Genomic DNA, 15,257 nt, shown 5'->3' with positions numbered 1-15,257 from the left:
CATGCTGAAGCGCCTTCTGCTCCTCCTCGTGGTGCCGCTGGTCGGCATGAGTATCTCGCTTGGCGCGTCGGAAGGCGAGAAACCGGTGGCGCGCGATTACACCCGCGTCCACGCCGGCCCGGCGCCGAAATGGCAGACACAGGCGCAGGCCGATGCCAAATCGGCAGGCTGCATCAGCTGCCACACCGCCAGCGACGAAGCGACGATGCACGCGCCCAAATCGGTGGTGCTGGGTTGCACCGATTGCCACGGCGGCGATGCAAAGATCGTGGCTCCGGCAGCGCTGGCCGCGACCGACGCCAATTACATCAAGCTGCGCGACGACGCCCACGTGCTGCCGACCTTCCCGGAAGCCTGGCATTTCCCGTCATCGGCCAATCCAAAGCGCAGCTACACGCTGCTCAACCGCGAATCGCCGGAATTCGTCCGCTTCGTGAACCCGTCAGACTATCGCGCCGCGCGCGATGCCTGCGGTTCCTGCCACCTCGAAATCATCGAGCGCGCCGAGCGCAGCCTGATGGCCACCGGCGCCATGCTGTTCGGCGGCGCGGCCTACAACAACGGCATCCTGCCCTACAAGAATTATGTGCTGGGCGAATCCTATTACCGCCCCGGTCAGGCCAGTGCCATGCTGGGCGCGTGGAATGGCGATGCATCGGGCCATGGTGAGGTCGGCCTGAAACATGGTGAAGGCCATGGCGAAAAGGCCGGCCACGCGGGTGGCGGCGCCCACCACGACAACAGCCTGCCCGGCCTGATGTTCAGCCCTGGTGCCGGCGGCGTCGGGGCACTCAGCGCAGCCGAAAAGGCGCGCGGCAGCCTGCCCTTCCTCGCTCCGCTGCCGGCCTGGCAGGTGATCCCGCCCGGCGACATCTTCCGCGTCTTCGAACGCGGCGGCCGCAACATCAACCCCACTTTCCCGGAAATCGGCCTTCCCAACAGCCTTGGTTCCATCCAGCGCCTGGAAGAGCCCGGCCGGCCCGATATTCGCCAGTCCAACCGTGGCCCTGGCACCGGCCTGCGCATCGCGGTGCCGGTGATCAACATCCACAAGACAAGGCTGAACGATCCCTTCACCTGGTTCATGGGCACCAATGATCAGCCCGGCGATTATCGCACCTCGGGCTGCGGGTCGTGCCACATCGTCTATGCCAATGATCGCGAAGTGCGGCATTCGTCGGTCTATGCTGCCGCCGGCCGTGACGGGCAGAGCCAGAGCGCCGATCCGACGATCAACAAGCAGGAGGGCGGCCACCCGATCAAGCACAGCTTTACCCGCGCCATGCCGTCCAGCCTGTGCATGAATTGCCACATGCACCAGCCCAACATGTTCGTGAACACCTACTATGGCTACACGATGTGGGATTATGAAAGCGATGCACCGCGCATGTGGCCGGGCAAGGACAATCCCTATCCCAAGCCGCCAGGCATGAGCGACGCCGACTATGACCGGCTGTTCAAGCGCCAGCGCTATCCCACCGCCGCCGAAGTGCGCGAAACCAATGAACGCAACCCGGAAGCCGCCGCCGCCCATGGGTCGTGGAGCGATCTCGATTTCCTGCGCACGGTGAACGACCGCAACGACAAGATGAAGGATACCCAGTTCGCCGATTATCACGGCCACGGCTGGAACTTCCGCGCCGTCTACAAGCGTGACCGCGAGGGCAATCTGCTCGATGCCGGCGGCAATATGGCGACCTGGGGCACCGATACGGCGCACATTGTCGATCCCAACGACCCCGAGAAGTTCCGCAAGGCCGGCCAACCCCAGTTCACCCCGCCCGCTGCCACCCCCGGCCCCGGCCAGCCCGGCAAGGCCGTGCACCTGATGGACATCCATACCGAGGTCGGCATGCAGTGCGCTGATTGCCATTTTGCCCAGGATGCCCATGGCAATGGCTTCATCCACGGTGAAGTCGCCAACAGCGTGGAGATTGGCTGCAAGGATTGCCACGGCACCGCCGATGCCTATCCGTCATTGCGCACCTCCAACCTCGCAGCGCCGCCGCCGGGCACCGATCTTTCGATCATCCGCAATCCCGATGGCCGGCTGCGCTTTGAATGGGGCGTGGATGCCGCCGGCCGCCGCGTGCTGTGGCAACGTTCGGCCAGCGATCCCAAGCTCGTGTGGCGCGTGAAACTGGTGAAGGACAGCGTGAGCCGCGATCACCCGGATTTCAACGCCAAGGCGGCGCGCGCCAAGCTGATGGGCACGCTGGCCAGCACAGGCGGCGCGATGAATTTCGGCCCCGGCGTGGGTGAGCGGGCCCACAAGGACGACAATATGGCCTGTTTCGCCTGCCATACCAGCTGGACCACCAGCTGCGGCGGCTGCCACCTGCCGATCGAGGCCAACTGGAAGACCAAGACCCACAAATATGAGGAACAGGAAACGCGCAATTACGCCACCTACAACCCGCAGGTGGCGCGTGACGAGATCTTCCAGCTGGGCCGCCACCAGACCAGCAAGGGCGGCATCATCGCGCCGATCCGGTCAAGCTCGGCACTGATCCTGACTTCGACCAACATCAATCGCGAACGCATCTATGTGCAGCAGACGCCGATCGCGGCGTCGGGCTTCTCGTCCCAGGCGTTCGCGCCGCACTTCCCGCACACGGTGCGCACTCAGGAAACCAAGACCTGCACCGATTGCCACGTGAGCGATGAGGACGACAATAACGCCGTGCTGGCGCAACTGACCCTGCAGGGCACCAATTTCATCAACTTCGTCGGCATGCATGCCTTCTTCGGGCTGGACCGGGCCGTGGAAGCGGTGCGGGTAACGGAATTTGGCGAACCGCAGGCGGTGTTCGGCTCCTACCTGCACCGCTATGCCTATCCGGATTTCTGGAAGCTGCATGTCGAACAGAACAAGCGCGAACTGATCAACTGGAACCGCGGCCGCATCTTCGACAAGAAATTCTCTGGCGAAACCAACCCGACCGAGGAAATCCGCAACATCACGCAAGGCGCCAGCGGCGAAGTGCGCTGCATCCAGAACCGCGGCGAATATCTCTATGTGGCCGAAGGCAAGGGCGGCTTCGTCGCCTATGATATTGCCAACCTGTCGAACAAGGGCGTTTCGGAACGCATCGTCAAATCGCCCTTCTCCGCCTTGGGCCACGACGCGCAGGTGAAGACCGCCAACGCCACCTGCATGGCGATTGCCACTACCCAATCCGTATCGGTGCCGCGCAACGACAAGATTGTGGGTGAGCAGGAAAAGCGCGCCAGGGGCGAGCCACTGGCTGACCCGCTGGCCGGCTACAACCAGGAGCAGAAGATGCACGAGATCTACCGCTATGCGGTGGTGACCGATGCCGTCGAGGGCCTGGTTCTGGTGAATGTCGACACGCTCACCGACGGCGAGCCGCGCAACAATTTCCTGCGCCGCACCACGCTGGAAGGCGGCAAGACCGCGTGGAATCCGGATGGCGTGCTGAACGGCGCCCGCCATGTCACGCTGGCCGGCTACATGGCCTATGTCACCACGCCGCGTGGGGTGGTGGTGGTGAACCTTGACAATCCCAAGGCGCCCAAACTCGCCGCCGCGCTGCCGCTGAACGATGCGCGGGCCAGCGCGGTGCAGTTCCGCTATCTGTGGGTGACGACCGCCAATGGCCTCGAAGTGTTCGACATCGCCGATCTGCAGCGCCCGGTGCATCACCCTGAAGCCACCCTGCCGATTGCCGACGCGCGCAAATTCTACCTCGCCCGCACCTATGCCTATGTCGCCGCCAAGGGCGAAGGCCTGGTGATCGTCGACATCAAGAAGCCGCTGGCGCCCAAGCTCTACCAGCGCTTCACCGCGAACGGCACGCTCAACGATGCCGAAGACGTGGTGGTGGCCAGCACCAATGCGACGCTGTTCGCCTATGTTGCAGACGGGAAGAATGGCGTGAAGGTGCTGCAACTGACCAGCCCGGACAGCCAGCCGAATTTCTACGGCTTCTCACCCAAGCCGATGCCGGAACTGATCGCCTTCACCCGCACCGCCCGCCCGGCGCTGTCGGTATCGAAGGGGCTGGACCGCGATCGCGCGGTGGACGAGACCGGCGGCCAGATCGCCATCCTTGGCCGGCTGGGCTCACGCCCGTTCAACCGCAAGGAAACCGAGCATTTCTTCATCGGCGAGAACGGCCAGCCCTATCGCGTGACCGACCGGGTCGACATGGGGGCGTGGTCGCCGCTCAAGAAGTAGCGCCCCACCCTCAGCCGCAGCCATGCTGGCGCAGGCCAGCATCCATTGTTGGGCGAGCACCCACCTGGCGAGAAAAGGGGCGCAACCGGCACGGTGGATGCTGGCCTGCGCCAGCATGACGGGCCTGGCTTACGGCGCGACCAGCGGGAAATCCGGCTTCGGCGGCTGGAACAGGCCCATGAAGCGCTGCAACACCGCCAGATCGCCCTTGATTGCCAGTTGACCCGCCGCCATCAGCTCCGGCGCCTTCACCACACCGCCGATCAGGCCGATCAGCGCCCGGCGCGGCACCACCAGCGTGGCCTCCGCGGCATCGGTGGCGCCCTTTTCGTGCAGCATCACGCCATTGCCGATGCTGACAAGATGGCGTTCCTTGGTATCGGGAATCTCGAACGCGATCGTCAGCGGCGCGATGGCCCGGTCTGGCACCAGCCGCACGCTCATGCTGTCGAGCAGCATCGAGACGGTCAGATTGGCGGCAATGCCGGCCGCGCTCGCCGGTTCGCCGGGCTTGATGCCCTGCTCCAGCTCCTGCGCGCCGGTCAGATAGAAATTGCGCCACGGTGCTGCCTCGGCCCGCCAGGCCAGCTGGCGATAGACGCCGGCCAGCGCCGCCTTGGCGCCCGGCGTATCAGGCGCAGCGCGCACCAGCGTGGAGAGCAGGGTGGCGGCCCAACGGTCATCGCCCTTGGCGGCAGCGGCCTTGCCTGCGGCCAGTACTTTCCGGGGCCCGCCCATCTGCTTGATCATGCGCGGCGCAAGGTCAGCGCGCGGCAGCGGATCGAGCGTGGCCGGATCACCATCGAACGCGCCCAGATAGCGCTGATAGACGGCACGCGCGTTGAATTTCAGGCTGCCGTAATTTGGCCGGTTGAACCACGCCTTGGCCAGCGGCTCGGGCAGCTTGATCGCCTCGCCGATTTCCACCGCGTTCAGACCGGTATTCATCAAGCGCACGCTTTCATTATGGACGAAGGCATAGGCCTGGGCATGGCGCAGCAGATAGTCGCCGATATGATCCTTGCCCCAGCGCGGCCAGAAATGGCTGGTGAACAGCACGTCTGCCTCGCCGCCCCAGCGCCGCCGCGCTTCCACCAGATAATCCGCCCAGCCCTTGGCATCGCGCACCAGCGCCCCGCGCGGCGTGAGCAGATTGTGCATCGAGGCGTTGGCATTTTCCGCCAGGCACAGCGCCTTCCACGCCGGCAGATAGAAGTTCATTTCGGCCGGCGCCTCGGTGTTGGGGGTGAGCTGGAACTGGATTTCCACCCCATCGACGATGCGGTTGCTGCTGGCCGGCGTGATGCTGTCGGTCGGCGGGATCAGGCCGTAGGTGCCGGGGGTGTTGAACGACGACAGGCCGGAGGAGACATGGCCGGTGGCATTGTGCGGCAGGCTGGTGCCAAACATATAGACGGCGCGGCGCAGCATGGCCGGGCCGGCGATGACATTTTCCGACACGGCATGTTCCAGGAAACCTTCGGGCGCGATGATCTGCACCTTGCCGGCGGCGACATCGGCCGGTTTCACCACGCCCAGCACGCCGCCGAAATGATCGACATGGCTGTGCGTGTAAATCACGGCAACCACTGGGCGCTGGCCCAGTTTTTCGGTTACCAGCGCCATGGCGGCCTTGGCGGATTCGGCGCCGGTAAGCGGATCGACGATGATCCAGCCACTGTTGCCGCGGATCACGGTCATGTTGGCGAGATCGAGCCCGCGCACCTGCCAGATACCGTCGGCCACCTGAAACAGGCCGTGTTTCGCCACCAGCGTCGCGTTGCGCCACAGGCTGGGGTTTACCGTGGCTGGGGCTGGCCCGGTGAACTGGGCTTCATCGGCCAGATCGCGCAGCACCTCGCCCTTGGCGTTGCGGATCTTGCCGTCGGGGATGGAACCGAGAAAGCCGCGGCTGGCGAAATCGAAGTCCTGATCGTCCGCCCAGTTCAGCGTTGCGGCCAGCGCTGCATTGTCGGCCTGCGCAGCCGGGCTGGCGGTTGGCGGGGCCTGCGCGGCGGCGGAGGCGAGAAGCAGGGCGATGAGGTGCGGTGTCATGTCGCAAGGCTAGGCCCGGCGACGGCGCTCCTCAACTGTGAATTCGCACAATCAGGCTCTGGCTCGCCGTGGCCAGCAACGTGCCATCCTGGGCAAACAGATGCACGCGGCCATGGGCGAAACCGGCGTGCACGGCGTGGATGCGGATATCGGCCAGCACCCATTCGGTCGGCACGAAATTCATGTAGCGAATGGTGTTATCAAGGCTGTTGCCGCCGGCGTTCGCCCCCATCGCGTTGCCGACGCCCGAAGGCAGGAAATCCGCCATCACCGCCAGCACCAGCCGATCGATGGCCAGATCGCGGTTGGTCGGCCGCACCCACAGCCGGCCAATGCCATCGGTGGCCGGCGGCGCCTTGCCGCGCTCGCGGCCGAAACTGCCGGCGGCCACGCGGCGGTCCCACTGGCTGTTCATGTCGTCGGGGTCGCGCTGCCAGCGGATGGTCATTTCCGGGCAGTCTTCCGGCGGCGGCACGGCCGGCATCACGGCCCACTGGTGGTGCGGGCTGTCGGGCCGGCTGCCCAGCGCGGCGTTGACGGTGATGATCTCCTGATCGCCGGCCCGGGTGATGACGCGCGCCTGGCTGTTGTATTTGCCCGTGACCGGCACGATCACTTCCAGATCAAGCTCGGTCCCCGGCCTTGCGTAGCTGAGATATTGCGCCGCCGCCCAAACGGTTGGGCGGCCAGTGTGCGCCTCAACGGCGGCCAGCGCACTGGCAAGGCCGACGCCGCCGAACATGAACAACCGATCGGGCGGACCGACGCACAGATTCTTCGGCACGGTAAAGCGGTAGTGGCCGGGGCGGTCAGACGGTTCGACGGGGATGAAGGGGTGCAAGGCTCAACTCTCGATGAAGGCGCGGATGCGGGTGGTGAATTCCGGATCGGCGAAACGGGAAATCGGGGCGGGGGCGGTGCCGGTGTCGGCCAGCAAGGCACTGGCGCGGGCTTTCAGATCGTCCCCATCGGCAGCAACATGCAGGCCGGGGCGGATGCCGACATGCTTGGCGGTGGCCAATTGGTGATCGGTGTTGTGCTCGCCCATCGCTTGCAGGCGCGGCAGCATCAGGATCGGCTTGCCGGCCTCGATGGCGCTGATGATCGATCCCATGCCGCAATGGGCGACGAACAGCGCGCAGCCAGCGACGCGGGCCTGGTAATCGGGCAGCGCCAGCTTGCGCACCCACTTGGCGTGGCGTGGCTCGTATGTGCCCTTGCCGATCTGGATCTCGACCGGGATGCCCGGGTTGGCAGCGGCCCATTCGTCCATGGCGCGGGTCAGCCGGTCAAACGGCATCATCGAGCCGACCGAAACGAACACGCCGTTCACAGCACGCTGCCCCAATGCTCCACCCTGTCCGTGGCGAGATGGGGCCACTGGGTCACGACTTGGCTGCACACACGGCCGGCCTGCCCGCCGCTGCCCGACAATATTTCGCTATTGGCGATACTGTCCACCCACAGGCTCTTGGCTCCAAACGGGCGGGCCAGCGCACAGGCGATCAGGCCCGGCAGCGCGCCAGTGGTAATGATCACCTGCGGGCGCACCTTCAGCAGGATGGCGGCGATATCCAGCGTGGCGGCCGGAATGCGCCACCAATCGGCACGGGAGACATCGCGGAAGGTGAAGAAGGGCGCATCACTCACCAGCGCCCGCGACGTGGGGTCAACCGTGGCGATGCTCACCTGATGGCCGTCCCACGCAGGCGACAGGCGCATGAGTTGAATGAAATGCCCGCCGCCGGACGCAATCGCCAACACGCGCTTGCCCATGGGGTCAGGCCGCCACCGGAGACATTGCGTCCATCGCCAGCGTGTAGCTGCGCTTGCGATCTTCATGGCCGTGCAGGATGTTGACCAGCATCAGCTCGTCCGGAGCATATTCGGCGATCACTTGCTCAAGTCCGGCGCGCACGGTGGCGGGGCTGCCGGCGACCACGCGGCGGCTGGCAAAGGCCTTGGCCACATCCGGCCGATCGGCCAGCCACGCCTGCGCCACATCGGGCGGCGGCACCGATATGCTTTTGCCCATCAACAGATGCGCGAACATCATTCGCGCCGGCGCGGCAAGGCGCAGCGCTTCCGCGTCGGTTTCGGCACACACGGTCCACACCGCCACCATCAGATGCGGCTTGCTACCCGCATGCCGGGGACGGAACTGATCACGATAGGCTTCGGCCAGTTCACCCAGCCGCGGCGCGATGAAATCGGCGAGGCAGTACGGCAGGCCCAGATCGGCGGCGAAGGCGACACTATCGGGCGAGGAGCCGAGCACCCAGGGTTCGGGGACATGCGGCCGGCCCGGCAGGGTGGCGGCATAGGCGTGAAAGGGGTGATCATCCGGCAGCGAGTTTTCCAGATAGCCGATCAGCTCGGCCAGTTGCTGCGGGAACTGATTGGGGGCGTATTGGCGCCGGTCCTGCTGCAGGGCGACGGCCGTGCGCTGGTCACTGCCGGGCGCGCGGCCCAGGCCCAGATCGATGCGACCGGGATGCAGGCCAGCCAGCAGGCTGAATTGTTCGGCCACCTTCAGCGCCGAATAATGCGGCAGCATCACCCCGCCCGACCCGACACGGATGCGCGATGTGGCGTTGGCGACGGCGCCGATCAATATTTCCGGCGCGCTGCCGGCGAGCGCGGCGCTGGCATGATGCTCGGCCAGCCAGAAACGCTGATAGCCCAGCGCCTCGCAGTGGCGGGCCAGATCAATGCTGTTGGCCAGCGCCTGCGCCGGGGTGACGCCTTCCGGGATCGGCGTCTGGTCGAGCACGGAAAGCGGGATCATCGCCACAGCCCCTTCTTCACCACCCGCGCCGGCAATTGCGCAAGGATGGCACGGCGTTCGTCATCCCCCGCATGGGGCCAGCGGCTGATTTCGTCCATGCTGCGCTTGCAGCCTTCGCACCAGCCCGTCCGCCGGTCGATGCGGCAGACGTTGGTGCAGGGCGATGCGACGCTGCGCAGCTCGCTCATGACCGCGGCTTCCGCGCGGCCTTGAGCAGGTGATAAAGCAGCAGACCCGTTGGCCCGGCCAAGAAGGTGAGCGCCAGACAGGGCAGCAGCAGCCAGTGTGGCAGCGCATCATCCTCGGCTTCCCAGCTGCCCACCCACAGATCGAAGACCAGATAATGCACCCAACCGGCCAGCAGCGCCTGCGGGGAAGACAGCAGCAGCCGCACGCCTTCCAGCGTGTCGAAGCCAGCGCCAGGCGGCGGGCCTTCACCCGCAAGGCCCGTCGCCAGCAGCGTGACATACAAGCCAGACAGCAGCACCGCGATCACCCGCGCCAGCAATACCAGCCTTGCCCGGGCCAGCGGCGCGCAGGCCAGCGCCAGCCAGCCGGGCAACACGGCGGCGCTGGCGATACTGAACAGGCTTTCGGGCGTCATCGCGGCGCACAATGGTGGCGGCGGCAGTGATGGTCAAGCGAACCGCGCTGTGGCAGCATCTGATAAAATCGGGGAGGACGAACAATGAAGCAGGTGTTGGGGTTGGCATTGATGGCCGTGGCGCTGGTGGCCGCCGCGCCGGTTGATGTGGTTGGCGCGCCGGGCCGGCCGGAAGCGATGGTGGCACTCGACGCCGGCCGCAAACCCGCCGAGGTGCTGGCCCACAGCCTGATCCGCCCCGGCGCCCGCGTCATGGATGTGATGGCCGGCCAAGGCTATTACACCGAATTGCTCGCCCGCCATGTCGGCCCCAAGGGCAAGGTCTTTGCCGTCGAGCCGGTCAATTACATGGAAGATCCCAAGACCGTGGCCGCGTGGGACGCGGTGAAGCAGCGCAATCGCAATGTGGAACTGATCATCGGCGCGCCGGGCGAGGCCGCCATGCCCGACAAGCTCGACGCCGCCTTCTATCACCTCACCTATCACGACCTCTACTGGCAGAGCGAAAAATACAAATATCCGCGCACCGATGTCGATGCCTATAACGCCCGCCTGTTCGCCGCGCTGAAACCCGGCGGCGTGGTGCTGATCATCGATCACTACGGCGTGCCCGGCATGGAAAGCCGCGCCCAGGCCGACAAGACGCACCGCATCGACGCAGACGTTGTCAAAGCCGACATGGCCCGCGCCGGCTTCCGCTACGCCGGCAGCGTGCCGATCCTGGAAATGACTGGCGATGATCCAACGAAACTGGTGTTCGATCCGTCGCTGCGGGGGAAGACGAACCGGTTTTATTATCGGTTTGTGAAGCCCTGATGGTTTGAAGGCAGAAGGGCCTCCGGCGGGCAGGGGCTGAGCCCCTGCACCCACTTTCGTTTTCGGACGGTGCTCTACGGCGGGGTTGGGGCGGAGGCTGAACTTGGGGGATTTAAGGCCAAGATGAACCGCCATCCACCAATCAAGCTCTCGGTCCTGCGGGATATCGGATGGGAGTTGTGGGACCCAATCGGCTTGGGAGCACCAGGCAGCGGTTGGCCTGAAGGCTGCGCCGATGAGTACGACGACTACCTTCTTCACGTTGTGGGTATGTTAAGGCAGGGAAAATCTGCCGAAGAGGCCATGGTGTATCTAGACTGGGTAAGGGCAGAACACATGGGCTTGGGGACATCAACGGCCGTCGAGCGTCAATCGTGTGCAGCGACTGTTCAAGCAGTCGCTGCCTATTTGAAGACATTGCCGGACGAACCAAGCATACACAGCTGATGGCTCACAGGCGGACAATCCTCCAACCAGCGTAGCCGAATGCAAACGGGTGCAGGGTCTGCGACCCTGCCCGCCGGAGGCCCTTGGTTTCTTTCACTCCCGGCCAAGCCGGCCATTCTTGAAACCGGCACATCCCGCTGCTATGGCCGCCGCCATGAACCTGATGGCTATCTCGTCCACCCAACAAGGCCGCAGCAATGCGGCGGTGTTGGTGCGCGCGGTGGGTTCGAGGGCCGGATAGTCCGGCATCTGCCATCGAGAGCCACAAAACCCCGCCCGGCTGGCGGGGTTTTTTGTGCTGGTCGGGCGGTCTGACGGAAGGGACGATCCGATGAAACTGACGACTGACGAAGCGATCGAACGCCTGGCGCGGGCCATGGTTGATTGCTCCTTACCCAAGGCGGACTGGACGCATGAGGGGCATTTCGCGGCGGCCTTGTGGTTGCTGCGGCACCGGCCTGAGCTGGCCGAATATGACGCGATGCGCCGGCTGATCAGCCGCTATAACGAGGCGACCAATACACCCAACACGGATGACGGCGGCTATCATCACAGCATCACCATCGCCTCATTGCGAGCGGCGGCGCATCATCTGGCGGTGCAGGGGCCGTATGCGCCGCTGCCTTCCGTGCTGGCCACATTGATGGCGTCGCCGCAGGGCCGGTCGGACTGGCTGTTGGCGCATTGGCGGCGTGAGACGCTGTTCAGCGTTGCGGCGCGGCGGGAGTGGGTTGCGCCGGATCGCGCACCATTGCCGTTCTAGCGCTGCCAACAACGAAAGCGGGTGCAGGGGCTCAGCCCCTGCCCGCCGGAGGCCCACTTTTTCTTCACCCCGGCAGCGCGGCCGTCACCTCGATCTCGATCTTCATCGCCGGATCGATAAGATCGGCGAAGATCACCGTGCTGGCCGGCGGGTGGGCGCCGAAGGCGTCGCGCAGTTGCGGCCAGCAGGGTTCGAAATCGGCGCGGTGGGGCACATAGTAGGTGACGCGCACGACATGGGCGAAGTCCGTGCCGGCGGCTTGCAGCGCGCGGCCGATGATGGTGAGGGCATTGGCGCATTGGCCTTCCACGTCGGCGGGCAGTTCGCCGGTGTCGGGGTTGCGGCCAACGGTGCCGGAGACGAACACGAACGGTGGCGCGACGACGGCGCGGCAATAGCCAACCAGCGCCTCCCACGGCGCGCCGCTGGAAATGCGTGTGATCATCCTAGTTGCGGGAACGCCCGCCCCCGCCCCCGCTGCGGCCGCCGCTCACGCCGGCATCGCCCAATGTGTTGATCGCGCCGGCGACATCAACGGCCTGCACAGCGCGGGCGGGCTGCTCGACAGCGCCATCAAGGGCAGCGACATCGCCGGCCAGGGTTTCCATCACGGCATCGGGCAGATCGTCGGGCTCGGCAAAGCGGCTGGCGACGGTGAAGGGCTGGCCGCGCTGGCGGCTGTCGAGCACGTCGAAGCCGATGTTGAGCAGATCCTGCATGTTGTTGTCGCGGCCGAGCCGGCTGGGGCCGCCCAGCACCACGGCGATCAGGCGGCGCTCACCGCGGACGGCGGAGGCGGCCAAGGTGAAGCCGGCGGCGTTGGTGAAGCCGGTCTTGATGCCATCGACGCCAGGCATGGTGCGCAGCAGATGGTTGTGATTGGCCACGGCCATGCCGCGATACTGGTAGTGCGCCTTGGAAAACAGCGGATATTGATCGGGAAAGTCGCGCAGCATGGCGCGCGACAGCACGGCGATATCGCGTGCCGTGGTGGTGTGTTCGGCGTGGGGCAGGCCGGATGCATTGAAGAATCGCGTGTTCATCATGCCCAGCCGGCGGGCGGTGGTGGTCATGCGGTCGGCAAATTTGGCTTCGCTGCCGCTGATATGTTCGGCCAGCGCGACGGAAATGTCGTTGGCGCTCTTGGTGGCGATCACGCCAAAGGCATCGCGCACGCTGATCCTGGCGCCGACTTTCAGGCCGAGTTTCGATGGTGCCTGGCCCCAGGCCCGGCGCGAGATGCGGATATCGTCATCCAGCTGCAACCGGCCGGCAGCCAGTTCCTCGAAGGCGACATAGAGCGTCATCACCTTGGTGATGGAGGCTGGATAGCGGATTTCATCGGCACGGCGGGCGTAGAGCACTTCGCCGGTGCCATGATCGATCAGGATGGCGGCATAGCGCGGCGCGGAATAAAGGCTGGCAGCAAAGGCAGATGGCGCCCACAGCGCCACCAGCATCAGAAGTGTTCGAGCCAGAGCCTTGATCAGCAACGCGTCTTTCCCTCTCTTGCCACGCAACGAAGATTAACCTGATTGGCACGTCGCTGAAAAGGGCAGAATGACGGTGGCGCGGCGTCGCAGCCTTCGCCTGTCTCCCGATTGCAACAGATCGCCGTCAGGCGCGGGCCGTGATGTCAGGAAACCACGCGCAGGGCCGGGTGGGCGGTGTCACTGGTGCTGGCCCGTGCCAGGGAGCGCAGATGCGGCATCATCACCAGCAGATCGCCGCCCGCTGCCGCCGCGGCCCGACCGGCATTGCGCACCAGATGATCGCGGATGTGTGGCGGCACCGCGCCTTCAGGCAACACCGGATGCTGCGTGCACAGGGCAGCAAAGCGGCGATTGTCCGCCGCCATGTCGCCCGACAGATCGGCGACCCGTTCGCTGAAGCAGGGCGATGCCATCGGCGTGCCGCCCAGGCCATCCCGGCACGACAGGGTGATGCCATCCATGGTCTGCGCCTTGCCTTCGGCAGCACAGTTGAACAGCGCCAGTGAAAGCGTGCCGCGCGCCGGATTGATGGCGATCTGGAACAGCTGATTGTTGACCAATATGGCCGAGCCTTCGACGAACGCATCGAAGATGCCGGCCCGGCACGACAGATGACCATCTGCCTCCAGCCGGATCATGCCATAGGATTGCACGAACATGTCGGGCATCTCGTTGACGCCGGCGGAATAGATCACCCGCCAGAAGCCTTCCAGATCGGCCGCCCGTGCCCGGGTGGCAGCACCGGTGGCTGGTGGAATCGGGATGATCAGCTGATCGGGGCCGGCGGTTGCTGGCTGCGCCACGTCCACCCCCAGCCGGGCGGCCAGGTCGCCGATGCTGCGATCCCAATCATGCATGGTGAAATGCGGCAGCCGTTCGGCAATGGTCTGGGTGATGCGTTCCAGATTGTGGGCGGCGGGCGCATAGGTGCCGGCGCACCAGCGGCCGACCAGCGATTTGTCCACACCGGCCGCGACTGCAAGCCGCGCCCGGCTGATCGATAGCGCCTTTAGCACCAGCGTCAGCTTGTCACCGAAATCCCGCACCTGCGCCACCAGCCCCCACTTCAACGCTGCGGAAAAACTTATCCACAAATGCCGGCGTTGAAAAGCCCATCGCGCAACTGGTTAAGAAAGTGTTGCAGTATTGGTTGCAGAGGTTGCGCAACCGTTGCGCCGTTTGGCGCACACCGGCGCATCTTTCGGTGCAGCGGCAGCTGCTGCTATCGAGCCGTCATTGATCTGTACGGCGCGCCAAATCCCTGATGTGCCGGCGAAATTTGCGGGGAAATGACAATGAAGACGACGATGATCCTGGCGCTGACCGGCCTGTTGGCCTCTGCACCGGCCGCCGCGCTGGTGACGGCCGTTTCTGGTGGCGTGCAGTGGCAGAGCAGCGTGAAGATGAACGACGTGGTGACGCTGGGCAATCTTTCGCAGGACAATTGGGCCGCGCTGAACCCCGGCGTTACCTACAACGCGAACAGCCAGGCCGAAGCGCTGGGCGCCAATATCCAGGGCGTGCAGCGCCGCTATAGCTATGGCAATGCCGGCGCCACCTGGGAATCGGCCAGCAAGGGTTCATTCGGTGCCAATTGGGGCTTTGCGTCCGAGGGCGGCGGCGGCGGCTATGTGGCCAACGACGCACTCAAGCCGAACTGGAGCTACACCTTCACGCTCGATGCGCCGGGCACCTTTACCTACAACTACAGGATTGCCCACGAACTGGTCAAAGGCATCAGCACCTTTGGCGTCAACGGCTTCTTCCTCGGCACCAGCCTCAGCGGCCAGTCCTACAATGCCGGCTATCTGCTCGATGACGTCGATCCCTTCTTCGAGGGCGGCGGCTCGATCGGCTTTGGCGCCGGCACGCACACGGTGACCCTGTTCAATATCCAATGGGTGAGCACTGGCAGCAACCCCCGCGAAGCCTTTGGCGTGCAAAGCTTCAATTGGGAAATCCTCCCGGGTGCCACGGCGGTGCCGGAACCGACCAGCTGGGCCATGCTGATCGCGGGCTTTGGCCTGACCGGTGTCAGTATGCGGCGGCGGCAAGCGCAGTTGCGGCGTGTGACTGCCTGACGCTGCTTG

At 65.2% G+C, this 15,257-nt stretch carries 14 protein-coding genes; 4 read left to right on the top strand and 10 right to left on the bottom strand.

Annotation, left to right across the window (positions count from 1 at the left end; all coding sequences use genetic code 11):
* Position 1: 1 nt before the first annotated feature.
* On the top strand, positions 2-4,201 hold the full coding sequence (locus D619_RS0100635; protein WP_017666620.1) for a hypothetical protein: 4,200 nt from the start codon (positions 2-4) through the stop codon (positions 4,199-4,201).
* 129 nt (positions 4,202-4,330) lie between these two features.
* Here the strand turns inward: D619_RS0100635 and D619_RS0100630 are convergent, their stop codons facing one another.
* The 7 genes from D619_RS0100630 to D619_RS0100600 are packed head-to-tail and all read right to left on the bottom strand — an operon-like array spanning position 4,331 to position 9,648.
* A complete protein-coding gene (locus D619_RS0100630) occupies positions 4,331-6,256 on the bottom strand; it encodes an alkyl sulfatase dimerization domain-containing protein (protein ID WP_017666619.1) in 1,926 nt (641 codons plus the stop codon).
* A 31-nt stretch (positions 6,257-6,287) separates the two neighbouring features.
* Entirely contained in the window at positions 6,288-7,097 is an 810-nt protein-coding gene (locus tag D619_RS0100625; protein WP_152417227.1) for an acyl-CoA thioesterase domain-containing protein, read from the bottom strand.
* Between the two features lie 3 nt (positions 7,098-7,100).
* Complete coding sequence (locus tag D619_RS15130; RefSeq protein ID WP_152417226.1) at positions 7,101-7,604, bottom strand: glycosyltransferase; 504 nt, start codon at positions 7,602-7,604, stop codon at positions 7,101-7,103.
* Positions 7,586-7,978, bottom strand: a complete 393-nt coding sequence (locus tag D619_RS0100615; RefSeq protein ID WP_152417225.1) for a UDP-N-acetylglucosamine--LPS N-acetylglucosamine transferase — start codon at positions 7,976-7,978, stop codon at positions 7,586-7,588. Before D619_RS0100615 ends, D619_RS15130 begins: the two co-directional genes overlap by 19 nt.
* A 58-nt stretch (positions 7,979-8,036) precedes the next feature.
* Entirely contained in the window at positions 8,037-9,044 is a 1,008-nt protein-coding gene (locus tag D619_RS0100610; protein WP_017666615.1) for an LLM class flavin-dependent oxidoreductase, read from the bottom strand.
* Positions 9,041-9,232: a DUF1289 domain-containing protein gene (locus D619_RS15125; protein ID WP_017666614.1), complete on the bottom strand. Its 192-nt coding sequence runs from the start codon at positions 9,230-9,232 to the stop codon at positions 9,041-9,043. The genes D619_RS0100610 and D619_RS15125 overlap by 4 nt, the downstream gene beginning before the upstream one ends.
* Entirely contained in the window at positions 9,229-9,648 is a 420-nt protein-coding gene (locus D619_RS0100600; protein WP_017666613.1) for an ABA4-like family protein, read from the bottom strand. Before D619_RS0100600 ends, D619_RS15125 begins: the two co-directional genes overlap by 4 nt.
* Before the next feature lie 84 nt (positions 9,649-9,732).
* On the opposite strand from D619_RS0100600, the gene D619_RS0100595 reads away from it, so the two are divergent.
* Together D619_RS0100595 and D619_RS0100590 are read left to right on the top strand one after the other, a co-directional pair.
* On the top strand, positions 9,733-10,464 hold the full coding sequence (locus tag D619_RS0100595; RefSeq protein ID WP_017666612.1) for a class I SAM-dependent methyltransferase: 732 nt from the start codon (positions 9,733-9,735) through the stop codon (positions 10,462-10,464).
* Positions 10,465-11,242: 778 nt separating this feature from the next.
* Complete coding sequence (locus D619_RS0100590; protein WP_017666611.1) at positions 11,243-11,674, top strand: hypothetical protein; 432 nt, start codon at positions 11,243-11,245, stop codon at positions 11,672-11,674.
* 64 nt (positions 11,675-11,738) lie between these two features.
* On the opposite strand, the gene D619_RS0100585 is transcribed toward D619_RS0100590, so the two are convergent.
* The 3 genes from D619_RS0100585 to D619_RS0100575 all read right to left on the bottom strand — a co-directional run bounded on the left by D619_RS0100585 (position 11,739) and on the right by D619_RS0100575 (position 14,237).
* Positions 11,739-12,119, bottom strand: a complete 381-nt coding sequence (locus D619_RS0100585; protein WP_017666610.1) for a RidA family protein — start codon at positions 12,117-12,119, stop codon at positions 11,739-11,741.
* A 1-nt stretch (position 12,120) separates the two neighbouring features.
* Positions 12,121-13,167 carry a D-alanyl-D-alanine carboxypeptidase family protein gene (locus D619_RS15120; RefSeq protein WP_152417224.1) on the bottom strand — a complete coding sequence of 349 codons (1,047 nt, stop codon included), beginning with the start codon at positions 13,165-13,167 and terminating at the stop codon, positions 12,121-12,123.
* A gap of 143 nt (positions 13,168-13,310) precedes the next feature.
* Positions 13,311-14,237 carry a helix-turn-helix transcriptional regulator gene (locus D619_RS0100575; protein ID WP_017666608.1) on the bottom strand — a complete coding sequence of 309 codons (927 nt, stop codon included), beginning with the start codon at positions 14,235-14,237 and terminating at the stop codon, positions 13,311-13,313.
* Between the two features lie 225 nt (positions 14,238-14,462).
* Between D619_RS0100575 and D619_RS0100570 the strand changes: the two genes are divergently transcribed.
* The gene (locus tag D619_RS0100570; protein ID WP_017666607.1) at positions 14,463-15,248 is read left to right on the top strand and encodes a PEPxxWA-CTERM sorting domain-containing protein; all 786 of its coding nucleotides are present in this window, start codon (positions 14,463-14,465) and stop codon (positions 15,246-15,248) included.
* Positions 15,249-15,257 lie beyond the last annotated feature (9 nt).

Origin of the sequence: Sandarakinorhabdus sp. AAP62 (assembly GCF_000331225.1) — a bacterium.
In the GTDB taxonomy this organism is placed as follows: domain Bacteria; phylum Pseudomonadota; class Alphaproteobacteria; order Sphingomonadales; family Sphingomonadaceae; genus Sandarakinorhabdus.
This window is presented reverse-complemented; position numbering and strand designations above follow the sequence as displayed.

What these genes read in the sequence shown, in the direction of transcription:
- D619_RS0100635 (WP_017666620.1), top strand. Translation starts at nt 2, where the DNA reads ATGCTGAAGCGCCTTCTGCTCCTCCTCGTGGTGCCGCTGGTCGGCATG.
- D619_RS0100630 (WP_017666619.1), bottom strand. Translation starts at nt 6,256, where the DNA reads ATGACACCGCACCTCATCGCCCTGCTTCTCGCCTCCGCCGCCGCGCAG.
- D619_RS0100615 (WP_152417225.1), bottom strand. Translation starts at nt 7,978, where the DNA reads ATGCGCCTGTCGCCTGCGTGGGACGGCCATCAGGTGAGCATCGCCACG.
- D619_RS0100610 (WP_017666615.1), bottom strand. Translation starts at nt 9,044, where the DNA reads ATGATCCCGCTTTCCGTGCTCGACCAGACGCCGATCCCGGAAGGCGTC.
- D619_RS15125 (WP_017666614.1), bottom strand. Translation starts at nt 9,232, where the DNA reads ATGAGCGAGCTGCGCAGCGTCGCATCGCCCTGCACCAACGTCTGCCGC.
- D619_RS0100600 (WP_017666613.1), bottom strand. Translation starts at nt 9,648, where the DNA reads ATGACGCCCGAAAGCCTGTTCAGTATCGCCAGCGCCGCCGTGTTGCCC.
- D619_RS0100595 (WP_017666612.1), top strand. Translation starts at nt 9,733, where the DNA reads ATGAAGCAGGTGTTGGGGTTGGCATTGATGGCCGTGGCGCTGGTGGCC.
- D619_RS0100590 (WP_017666611.1), top strand. Translation starts at nt 11,243, where the DNA reads ATGAAACTGACGACTGACGAAGCGATCGAACGCCTGGCGCGGGCCATG.
- D619_RS0100585 (WP_017666610.1), bottom strand. Translation starts at nt 12,119, where the DNA reads ATGATCACACGCATTTCCAGCGGCGCGCCGTGGGAGGCGCTGGTTGGC.
- D619_RS0100570 (WP_017666607.1), top strand. Translation starts at nt 14,463, where the DNA reads ATGAAGACGACGATGATCCTGGCGCTGACCGGCCTGTTGGCCTCTGCA.